9 protein-coding genes are annotated in these 11,321 nt (G+C 44.3%); 8 read left to right on the forward strand and 1 reads right to left on the reverse strand.

What is annotated here, in order from left to right; all coding sequences use genetic code 11:
* The 4 genes from B7C60_RS04185 to hldE form a co-directional block, all read left to right on the forward strand.
* A partial coding sequence (locus B7C60_RS04185; protein WP_245868519.1) for a CYTH and CHAD domain-containing protein occupies positions 1-1,286 on the forward strand: 1,286 nt, incomplete at its 5' end.
* A gap of 412 nt (positions 1,287-1,698) precedes the next feature.
* Positions 1,699-2,955 (forward strand): methyl-accepting chemotaxis protein, encoded by a 1,257-nt coding sequence (locus B7C60_RS04190; protein ID WP_099610566.1) that lies wholly within the window; start codon positions 1,699-1,701, stop codon positions 2,953-2,955.
* Between the two features lie 118 nt (positions 2,956-3,073).
* Positions 3,074-5,941, forward strand: a complete 2,868-nt coding sequence (gene glnE, locus B7C60_RS04195) for a bifunctional [glutamate--ammonia ligase]-adenylyl-L-tyrosine phosphorylase/[glutamate--ammonia-ligase] adenylyltransferase (RefSeq protein ID WP_099610567.1) — start codon at positions 3,074-3,076, stop codon at positions 5,939-5,941.
* Positions 5,942-6,034: 93 nt separating this feature from the next.
* Positions 6,035-7,465 carry a bifunctional D-glycero-beta-D-manno-heptose-7-phosphate kinase/D-glycero-beta-D-manno-heptose 1-phosphate adenylyltransferase HldE gene (hldE, locus tag B7C60_RS04200; RefSeq protein ID WP_099610568.1) on the forward strand — a complete coding sequence of 477 codons (1,431 nt, stop codon included), beginning with the start codon at positions 6,035-6,037 and terminating at the stop codon, positions 7,463-7,465.
* A gap of 140 nt (positions 7,466-7,605) precedes the next feature.
* On the opposite strand, the gene tolC is transcribed toward hldE, so the two are convergent.
* Positions 7,606-8,922, reverse strand: a complete 1,317-nt coding sequence (gene tolC, locus B7C60_RS04205; RefSeq protein WP_099610569.1) for an outer membrane channel protein TolC — start codon at positions 8,920-8,922, stop codon at positions 7,606-7,608.
* 306 nt (positions 8,923-9,228) lie between these two features.
* On the opposite strand from tolC, the gene nudF reads away from it, so the two are divergent.
* The 4 genes from nudF to B7C60_RS17790 all read left to right on the forward strand — a co-directional run.
* Complete coding sequence (gene nudF / locus B7C60_RS04210) at positions 9,229-9,864, forward strand: ADP-ribose diphosphatase (protein ID WP_099610570.1); 636 nt, start codon at positions 9,229-9,231, stop codon at positions 9,862-9,864.
* 1 nt (position 9,865) lies between these two features.
* Positions 9,866-10,312 (forward strand): DUF1249 family protein, encoded by a 447-nt coding sequence (locus B7C60_RS04215; protein WP_099610571.1) that lies wholly within the window; start codon positions 9,866-9,868, stop codon positions 10,310-10,312.
* A 19-nt stretch (positions 10,313-10,331) separates the two neighbouring features.
* On the forward strand, positions 10,332-11,153 hold the full coding sequence (gene cpdA, locus B7C60_RS04220) for a 3',5'-cyclic-AMP phosphodiesterase (protein WP_099610572.1): 822 nt from the start codon (positions 10,332-10,334) through the stop codon (positions 11,151-11,153).
* 4 nt (positions 11,154-11,157) lie between these two features.
* Positions 11,158-11,321 (forward strand): YqiA/YcfP family alpha/beta fold hydrolase (locus B7C60_RS17790; protein ID WP_281251652.1); only part of this gene is annotated, 164 nt, incomplete at its 3' end.

Below are 11,321 nucleotides of genomic sequence, written 5' to 3' on the forward strand. Positions count from 1 at the left end.
TACATCAACGGCCTGAATATAATGCAGAGCATAGCAGTAACGAGCCTGACCTCTCTCTTCATCCTGCGGATATTTGGCCAGAAGGACGCGAACTGGCTGAGTTACAAACCCAGTTATTACCTTTATTTGCGACTAACTTCACTCGTGAGCAGTGGCTCGTGGGTATGGCCGATGGTAGCCAGATTGAAGTCGCATTTGATCAAGGTGTGGTGCAAGCTGGAGTAAATCAAGCGCCAATTTGTGAAGTAGAACTTGAGCTAAAATCCGGTCAAACGGATGCATTGTTTGTCTTAGCGCGTCACTTAAGTGATCAAGGTGGCATGCGTTTGGGTAACTTGAGTAAAGCGGCGCGTGGTTATCGTTTAGCTGCCGATTATTCTGGTGATGAGGTTCAGCCGTTGAGCTTAGTCAATACCCAAAGTGATGATAGTGTTGAGTCTTGCTTTATCCGTTCTTTGGAGCATGCGTTGTCACATTGGCACTATCATGAACAAATTTATATTGAGCAAGATTCTATAGCAGCGCTGCATGAAATTAGTCATGCGATTAGCTTTATTCGTCAGCTGTTGACGGTTTATGGTGGAATCGTTCCTCGTCGTGCCAGTGCGATTTTGCGTCAAGAACTAAAATGGCTTGAAGGTGAATTAGCCTGGTTAAAGCATTACGATTATTTGGATGACTTACTGAAAGATAAAGGCTACGCGCTGCGTAAGTTAGAAGCGCGAAAATTTTTAGTTACGGAACTCAAGCAGCGCCAAGAAGAACTACCACAACGGGATGAGTCTTTTAAATTACTTCATTCTGCTCGTTATACAGGCTTATTACTGGATCTTAGTCGCTGGATTTTAACCCGGGGATGGCAACCATTTTTGGATGAAAAAGCTCGCGAGCGAATGGCAAGAAATATTCGTGGTTTTTCTATAAAGCAGCTTGAGCGAGCGTGGGCTGAGCTTATGGACGTTTTTCCTCCCGAGCAAACATTATCCAGCCAAGAATATATTGATCAACAATACCGCTTGATGCGTACTCTCTATACGGGGATCGGTTTTGCTCGTTTATATGATGCGGAAAAACGGCTCGCATTTCGCATGCCATGGGCTGATTTGTTGCATGGTATTGATGATCTTTTAACATTAAAAACCTTAGCCACCTTACTTGATACACTGGAAGCGGAAGATCAAGAACAAGTGAATCGTTGGTTGATTCGTCAAGAACATTCGATCCTTCATGCGATGGAGCAAACGCGAATGATTGGGGTTGAAATTCCGCCTTATTGGCGCGATTAAGCTAGCGTGATTAAGTCACTTAACACATAAAAGGGATGCGCAATTGCATCCCTTTTATGTTTTGGCCTTCAGCATTGGCGCGATTTATCGGTATCAAATATCGACTTAGATCACAATCGGTGGTGTTGAATCGACAAGTTGCTTGAGTATTTCCATACTCAGTCGATAGGGAAGAAAGTGATCAACGATAATTTTGTGTCTATTTTTAGCTTATATTTGTCATTGGCTGATAATCCGTTTGAGATCACAAATTAGGTTATCGACCCTTGAATTAGCGATATTCCACTCATTGATACGAGTGGGTTTTTGGTACTATGGGTTTCATACGGTGCTCGAAATAATTCGTGTTTTCGAGAGAATATTTGGTAAAAAATATTAAAAATAGATAATTGAACTGAGTGGAGAACAGACAATGGCGAGGATAGCGTTTAAACCGTGGGAACGGGTTATCACAGATGTACGTCTGATACCCAAGATGGTCATGCTGATGATCTTCAGCACCTTACTGGTTATTGCTAAACAGTTATGGGATGCCAGCTTGTTCTATGATTCCCTATTGGCTGCAACCCAAAATATTGAGGTGGCTCAACAACATTATGATGCATACCTCGTTCAGGTCGTGTGGCAAACGGGGCTAATGATTGTTGTGTTTGTGGCGCTACTTTTGTTTGCCGCTCGGGTGATGCTGCGCCAGACTCAATTTTTGAATGAATCTATCAAACAAATGGCTCAGCGAGATTTATCTGAGCCCATTGTGATGGAATGTAAAGATGAATACGGTGATGTCGCTCGAGAGCTTGAGATTACTCGACATCAATTACAAGAATTGATCAAAATGCAGATCAGCACATCTCAAGAACTCACGGCTTTGACGGAAGTGATGACCATCAGCATGTCTGAAACCAAAGAGTCAGCGCAAGAAGAGTTTAACGAGATTGATCAGCTCGCAACCGCAATGAGTGAGATGTCTTCTACAGTCCAAACCGTTGCGGAACATGCGCAAAATGCTTCGTCATTAACAGAAAATACCTCTCAACAAGCTAAAACTGGCCAGCAGTTTGTACAAAGAACCATCAGTAAGATTGATCAACTCTCTAAAGATATCGCAGCATCTGCAGCTGCTGTGAATCAAGTCGAAGAACGTGTGATCGCGATTGGTAGCGTAGTAGGAACCATTCAAAGTATTTCAGAGCAAACCAACTTATTAGCATTAAACGCAGCGATTGAAGCCGCTCGCGCTGGTGAAGCCGGGCGTGGTTTTGCTGTCGTTGCTGATGAAGTCCGTAATCTGGCACAGCGTACTCAATCTGCGACAGTTGAAATTCAAGAAATGATTTCTCAGCTGCAAAGTAGTGCAAACTCGGCGGTTGATTTAATGGAAAAAAGTGTCGTAGAAGCGGCAGATGGGGTCGAGCTGGTTACCAATGCTGGCAGTGAGTTAGATGGTATCGTGGTGCAAGTCCAACAAATCAATGATATGAATTTCCAAATTGCTACTGCGGCTGAACAACAAAGTAGTGTTGCTGATGAAATGAATCAAAACTTAACCAATGTGCGAGAGTTGGTCGAAGCTTCGGTTACCGTGGTCAGTGAACTATTGGAAACGTCTGAAATTATGCAAAATAATGCAGAAGAGTTGGATAATAAAATTACTGTGTTTAAGGTATAACGCGAATTTTTCCGGCTCAGTAACACGCCCACATAATGAAAGTGGGCGTTTTTATTTTTATTTGTCTGAGCTAAAGTGTTCACCTTGGGTTTTCTCAGTAAGCAGACAAGGATGAAGCATGTCACTCCCTCAATCATTAGAGACGCAGGCTGAACGATATTATCAGCAACTTGTTACCCAGCATGTCGTTATTGCTAGCTGGCCTCAGGCATTACTTAGCCAGTTACACACGTTACTCGGTTTAAGCCCTTTTATTGCTGAAACGTTATTGCGTGACGAGGTTTTATGTCAGGAGCTTCCCTTGTTGCTGCGAGAAAAACAGCGTACATCACTCTATCGTCCACAATTAAATCGATTACTTGCATCCTGTGAGAATGAAACTGAGGGGCAACACATTTTGCGTCAGTTTCGTAACCGAGAAATGGTTTATATTGCTTGGCGTGACTTCCTCTCAGATTGGCCGTTGGAAGAGAGCTTGAATCATTTGTCTGAGTTGGCCGAAGCAATTGTGTTTGAAACCTATCAATGGCAATACGCACAGTGCTGTCAAGAATGGGGAACGCCTTGTAACGCAGAGGGGCAAGCGCAGCCGATGTTAATCATTGGGATGGGAAAATTAGGCGGCGGCGAGTTAAATTTCTCCTCTGATATTGATTTAATTTTTACTTATCCGGAAAACGGTCACACTCAAGGTGTACGTCGTTCGATTGATAATGCCCAATTTTTTACTCGCTTAGGCCAGCGGATCATTAAAATGCTCGATCAGCAAACACCAGATGGTTTTTGTTATCGAGTCGATATGCGTTTGCGTCCCTTCGGTGAAAGTGGTCCTTTGGTGATGAGTTATGCCGCTCTTGAGGATTATTACCAGGAGCAAGGCCGTGATTGGGAGCGCTATGCCATGATCAAAGCTCGAGTGATGGGCAGTGAAATGTATCAATGCTATCAAGAGCTACGTCAAATGCTACGTCCTTTTGTGTTTCGTCGTTATATCGACTTTAGCGCTATTCAGTCCTTACGCCGGATGAAAGCGATGATTCGTAGTGAAGTCCGTCGGCGAGGGTTGAGTAATAATATCAAGTTAGGGGCAGGCGGCATTCGAGAAATTGAGTTTATCGCCCAAGTTTTCCAATTGATCCGCGGCGGACGAGAACCCAGCTTGCGTCACCGAGGCTTGCTCGAAACGCTGCAAGCGATTGGAGAATTAGAATTACTGTCTGTCGATCAAATCGAGCAGTTGATGGCGGCTTACCGCTTTTTACGTCGATTAGAAAACTTACTGCAAGCGATAGAGGATAAACAAACGCAAACGCTACCCGATAAAACCGATGATCAATGGCGGCTAATTTACGCCATGGGTTATGATTCGTGGTCATCACTGCTTGAGCGCATACAGTTTGAGATGGCACAGGTTCATCAAATCTTTATTGCACTTATCGGTGAAGAAGATGAAGATGATCTCCTGATTGCTCCCTATTTTCATGAACTTTGGGATATGGCTCATAAGCCAGAAGTCATCCTCCATATCCTTGAGCATGATTTAAAATTACTTGAGCCTGAAACGGTGGCGAACACCTGTATTCACTTTAAGCAGGATTTGGCTAAAAAAACCATTGGCCCACGAGGTCGAGATGTTTTAAACCGTTTGATGCCCAAAATTTATCAGGTGATTTTTTCTCATCCAGAAGCTCAGTTTGGTCTAGCCAGAGTGCTCTCTTTACTTAATCGTATTGCCACACGAACCACTTATTTGGAACTGTTGGATGAATATCCCGCTGCGCTAAACCAGTTGGTGCGTTTATGTACCGCGAGCCCGATGATTTCAGAGCAACTAGCGCGTTATCCTATTTTGTTAGATGAGTTGATTGATCCGCAGCAGCTTTATCATCCCATCGCCTTAGACCGTTATAAAATAGAGTTGCGTGATTTCTTAGCTCGAATCCCTGAAGAGGATATGGAGCAACAAATGGAAGCGCTACGTCAGTTTAAGCAAATTTGTATTTTAAAAATTGCTGCAGCAGATATTGCCGGTGTGCTGCCAGTGATGAAGGTCAGTGATCATCTAACTTATTTAGCCGAAGCGATTGTGGAAGCGGTCATTCATCAAGCATGGTTACAAGTCAGCGTTAAGTATGGCGAGCCGAATCACCTTGCCGAGCGCGACGGCAAAGGTTTTGCCGTGATTGGTTACGGTAAGGTTGGAGGCTGGGAGTTAGGCTACAACTCCGATTTAGATATTGTCTTTGTGCATGATTGTCCGATCTCTTCAGTCACTGATGGCGAAAAACCGATTGATGGTCGGCAGTTTTATCTCCGTCTTGCCCAGCGGGTGATCCACTTGTTCTCAACACGTACTGCTTCTGGCATTTTATATGAAGTGGACACTCGATTACGTCCCTCGGGGGCATCCGGCTTATTAGTTTCTCCTTTAGATGCTTTTGCGCTTTACCAACAAGAAGAAGCATGGACTTGGGAGCATCAAGCTTTAGTTCGGGCGAGGATGATTTATGGTGACGCTCCTTTACAGCACCACTTTAGCGACATTAGGCATACCATTTTATCGCTACCGCGAGATCAAGCTACGTTGCAAAAGCAAGTGATTGAAATGCGTCAAAAAATGCGTCAACACTTAGGCAGTAAAAAAGTCGGGCGTTTTATGCTAAAGCACGATGAAGGTGGCATTGCTGATATTGAGTTTTTAGCGCAATACTGGGTGTTGTTGTACAGCCATCAATATCCTAAGTTAACTCGTTGGTCTGACAATGTGCGCATCTTTGAGTCACTGATTCAGCTTGGTGTACTCGATGAATCATCCGCAAATGCATTAACTCATGCATATACTTGTATGCGCGATCAAATCCATCATCGCAACTTACTTAATTTAGATGCCGATGTCGATGAAGCAAAATTAATTGCTGAGCGGGAAGTCGTGAAGCTAATTTGGCATAACTGGCTAGGGGCTGTTGACCTTTCGAATAAAATGTAACTGCAAAAGGTTAACAGACGCTAAGGTGAAATCTTTAGCGGCTCAAAGGCTTGTGCTACACTGCGCGGCGAGATTAATAGTGGAGATTCCATAATGAAACCGATCCTACCTGACTACAACAAAGCAGGCGTTTTGATCATCGGTGATGTCATGCTTGATCGTTACTGGCATGGTCCAACTGGACGTATTTCGCCAGAAGCTCCTGTTCCCGTTGTGAAAGTCGAGCATCATGAAGAGCGTCCAGGTGGGGCGGCGAACGTGGCCATGAATATCGCCTCTTTGGGGGGGCAGGCAACCATTATCGGCTTAACCGGTATGGATGAACCGGCACAAGTCTTAACCGAAAAACTCACTTCATTGAATGTACAGTGTGATTTTATCGCATTAACCAATTATCCCACGATCACCAAGTTGCGAGTATTAAGCCGTGGCCAACAGTTAATTCGTTTAGATTTTGAAGAAAAATTTGCGCAATACGATGCTGAGCTGGTTTTATCTCGGATGACCGATGCCTTGCCCCATGTGAATGCTGTGATTTTATCTGACTATGCGAAAGGGGCCTTAGAGCATGTTCAAGCATTGATTCAACAAGCTCGTGCGGCGAACCTACCCGTTTTTATTGATCCCAAAGGCGCTGATTTTGAACGCTATCGTGGAGCCAGCTTATTGACTCCTAACATGGCTGAGTTTGAACAGGTCGTCGGCAAAGTAAAATCGGAACAAGATCTGGTTGAGAAAGGCTTAGCCCTGATCGAACAATTTGATTTTGAGGCCTTGCTGATCACTCGAAGTGAACATGGCATGACATTATTGCGTCGTGGTATGGAACCGTTTCATTTGCCGACACAAGCCAAAGAAGTGTTTGATGTGACAGGCGCTGGTGATACGGTGATTTCGGTATTAGCCGCCTCGGTAGCTGCTGGAAAGTCGTTAGATGATGCGTGTGCGTTAGCGAATGCTGCTGCCGGAGTGGTCGTCGGTAAACTCGGCACATCAACGGTTTCGACGATAGAGTTGGCAGAAGCCATTCATGGCAGCAAAGAATCTGATTTTGGGATCATCAGTGAACACGCCTTGATTGAAGCGGTCAAAAAAGCCAAAGCTCGTGGTGAGAAAGTGGTGATGACCAATGGTTGCTTTGATATTTTACATGCTGGACATGTTTCTTATCTCAATCACGCTGCCGAGCTAGGTGATCGACTGATTGTTGCTGTGAATAGTGATGAATCCGTGAAGCGCTTAAAAGGCCCAGGACGCCCAGTTAACCCGACCGATCGACGTATGGCGGTACTTGCTGGATTAGGTGCGGTTGATTGGGTGGTACCGTTTTCAGAAGATACGCCACAACGTCTAATTGCTGAAGTGTTACCGAGCTTATTAGTCAAAGGTGGTGATTATAAACCTGAAGATATCGCTGGTGGTGCGGAAGTGATCGCGGCTGGTGGTGAGGTGAAAGTACTCAACTTTGAAGAGGGTTGCTCAACCACAGAAATTATTCAGGCCATCCGCGGTGGAAAAGGTTAATGTTTTTATTTCTGCTTCGCTAACAAGTGTCATACTCGATCCTCTGAGTTTGCCGATAACCTTGGTTGTCGAGTTGAATATTTGTCACGATAAAAAAGGGCTCAGATGAGCCCTTTACCATTTTTGATTCCGTTCTGGTGCTATTTTTTTGCCGTTTTTAATCCTGAATTAATATCCAAAATATCTTGCTCGTTCAATGCGCCAATCGCTTGGCGAAGCTGCAGTACATTAAGAATATAATCATAACGAGCAGAAGATAAATTACGGTTCGCATCATAGAGGCGACGAGTGGCATCCAACACATCGACAATCGTACGCGTGCCGACTTCAAAGCCAGCTTCAGTCGCTTCTAAAGCAGAGCGAGCGGAAATAACCGTCTGTTCATAAGCGCGTAGAGCACCAATCGAGGCATTAATATTATTGTTGTAAGCGCGAACACTCTTCACCACCGTCCGAAACGAAGCTTCTAAGTCTTGGCTCGCGGCGACATAGGTGTATTGTGCTTGTTTGGTTTGCGATGTGACATTACCACCGGTATAGAGTGGCACGCTCAAATTGACCCCAATGGCAACATCGTTGTAGTCGTGACCGCTATAGTTATATGAACCACTATTACTATTGGATTCGCGAGCATAATTGTACCCGCCATCTAAGGTGAGAGAAGGTAAGTGGCCAGAGTTGGCTAACGCGATATTATCTTTGGCGATGTCTTGTGCAATGCGGGAAGAAAGCAAAGATAAGTTTTGTTGTTGTGCCCGTTCAATGAGCGCTTGAACAGACTCAGTACTACGGCTTGCTGAGAAACGATCCGTATCTAGGATATTTAAATTTGCGTACTCTTGTCCTGTAATTTCACGTAACGACTCATAGCTATTAATTAATGTATTTTCAGCTAATACTTCTTGCGCTAAAACACCGTCATATTGTGCTTGGGCATCGTGTACGTCGGTAATGGCAGATAACCCAACTTCAAAACGTTGTTTGGTCTGTTCTAGTTGACGCGCGACCGCCGCTTTTTCTGCTCGGACAAACTCTAGGTTGTCTTGTGCGCTGAGCACTTCAAAGTAGGCTTGAGCCACTCTCAAAATTAAATTCTGCTGAATGACAGCATATTCTGCATCGGCTTGGCGGGCTTGTTTTTCTGCGGTATCTAACGTGATCCAGCTTGAGCGATTATATAGTGATTGTGAAAATTTGATTCCAGCACTGAGACGATCGCTTTCGCGAGCGTCTTCATCACTACGAGTTAGGTTGTAACCAGCCGTTAAATTAATTTGTGGTAAAAGAGAACTACGACTGGAAGTGACAGCTTCAAAGGCAGCATCACGACGAGCGGCTGCGCTCAGTAGCTGAGGATCATTTTCTTTTGCTTGGTCATAAATTTGTGCAAGATCGTCTGCCCAGACGCTGGTGCTGGCGAGGGTTGCACTTACGAGTAAAGGAAGCAGTTTTTTCATCGGTCCTATTCCTGCCTGTATATGAAATGAGTTACTTTGACAGAGTGTAACTCAAATTGTTGGTATTTCGTGCGAAAGTTTGCACTTTTTTACACTTAATTGTCCACTTGTGCAATATAATTATTTGCTCAACCGAGGGATAAAAAGAAGAAATTAGCCCGAAAAGCGAGGGAGCTTGCTGTTTTTTTATTAGTTCACCATCATAACTTAACTATAAATACAAATTTTGTATAAAAAGTTGAGCCATGTCGTTGGCAGAGGCAAAAGTTCCTGAGTAAACTATAAGATTGCGCACAAGGAGTTCGAATGCAACCGACAGATCGATTGAAAAGCCCGTTTAGCACCGGTGATATTGATATCGTCTCAAAACAGACACTATTTCAAGGCTTCTTCCGCATGGTGAAGTACCGCTTCAGACATCGTCTATTTCAAGGCGGATGGAGTGAGTTGATTGAGCGTGAAATGTTTGAGCGAGGGCATGCTGCCGCGTTATTACCTTATGATCCTTTACGCGATGAAGTGGTGATCATCGAACAAATACGGGTTGGTGCACTAGAAGATGCACAGCCTTGGCAGCTAGAGATCGTCGCGGGCATTATTGAATCGGGTGAGCTGCCTGCGGACGTCGTTCGTCGAGAGGCACAAGAAGAAGCTGGTTTGAAGGTTGACCGGCTAGAAAAAATCACCGCGTATTACCCTTCTTCAGGAGGATGTTCTGAAAAACTTGATGTCTATGTGGGTGAGGTCGATAGCACACAAGCATCTGGTGTACATGGTTTGGCTGAGGAAGGTGAAGATATTAATCTTCATGTCATGAAACGATCGGATGCTTATCAATTGGTTAAAGAAGGGCGCATTGAGAACGGTGCCTCTATTATTGCTTTACAGTGGTTAGAATTAAACCACCAGCAGTTGCAACTGCAATGGCGGAGTCGCGTTTAGTATGTCGCTACTCATGGCCATCAAGCCGTATCATGTCAATCTCGCTGAATTGATGCGAACTTATGAAACGAATTATGCCAAGCTGAACGCTTTGATCCCTCATCAGCCGAAGGTAGGAGATGTGCGTTGTTATCAAGCTGCTCACTTAATCTACCAACTTCAGGTGCTAGAGGTCACAAAGTACACAACTTTGGTGGAGATTTGTCAAAGCGATGATACTTCGATATTTCCATTGCCTACAATGTCTGTCAGGCTATATCACGATGCTCGGGTTGCTGAAGTTTGTGCGTGTCAATCGCTTGCTCGAATCGATGCTCGCTATGATTATCCAAACGACAAAATGGTACAAAAAGATGAGAAAGCCCAAGTGAATCGTTTTTTAGGTGATTGGCTAACATTTTGTTTAAAAAGAGGGATGAGTCGAACTCCCATGAATATCAACCATTAACAGCATTAGGTTTATCGCTTTGAACGTGTCGCCCAGTTTATCCCCATCAGATCATATTAAACTTGTCCAAATTACGGATACGCATCTGTTTGCGCCTGATGATGGCTGTTTACTTAGTGTTAATACCGCAGACAGCTTCCGTGCCATTGTTCAAGCCATTATTGAGCAACAAATTCCTTTTGATGCCATTCTTGCTACGGGTGATATTTCACAAGATCACAGCGCTGAATCTTACCAGCGTTTTGCCGCAGGAATTCGTGATTTGCAAAAGTCATGCTTCTGGTTGCCAGGTAATCATGATTATAAACCGAACATGGGGAGTGTTATGCCATCGGCGCAGATTCAGGCATTAGAACATGTTTTGTTGGGCAAACATTGGCAAATGGTGCTGTTAGACTCTCAAGTGGTTGGGGTTCCACATGGTCGTCTTAGTGACTATCAACTCGGTTTATTGGATGAAAAGCTTACCCAATATCCCGATCGGTTTACACTGGTATTACTCCACCATCATCCTTTATTGGTTGGTAGTGCTTGGCTGGATCAGCACACACTCAAAGACAGCGATGCATTTTGGCATGTGGTTGGTCAGCATCGGAATGTTCGAGCGGTATTGTGCGGTCATGTCCATCAAGCCATGGATTGCGAATATCAAGGCGTGAAAGTCATGGCAACCCCTTCCACTTGTGTGCAATTTAAACCTAACTCTGATGATTTTGCACTTGATCTTTGTTCGCCGGGTTGGCGAGAGTTAGAACTTCATCATGATGGAGAAGTCTCGACTCAAGTGAAACGATTAAGAAAAGGAGCGTTTGTGCCTGATTTTACCTCGAGTGGGTACTAATTGTATGCCTGTACATGTAGTTCCTCCTTTATTACTTTATATTCATGGCTTTAACAGTTCCCCTCAATCACATAAGGCACAGGTGATGCTGCGCTATTGTGCTGAGCATCGACCAGATATAAAAGTCGTCGTGCCCAAATTACCCCCTTTCCCGCAACAGGCAGCCGA

Source organism: Vibrio fujianensis, from assembly GCF_002749895.1.
GTDB classification, from domain to species: Bacteria; Pseudomonadota; Gammaproteobacteria; order Enterobacterales; family Vibrionaceae; genus Vibrio; species Vibrio fujianensis.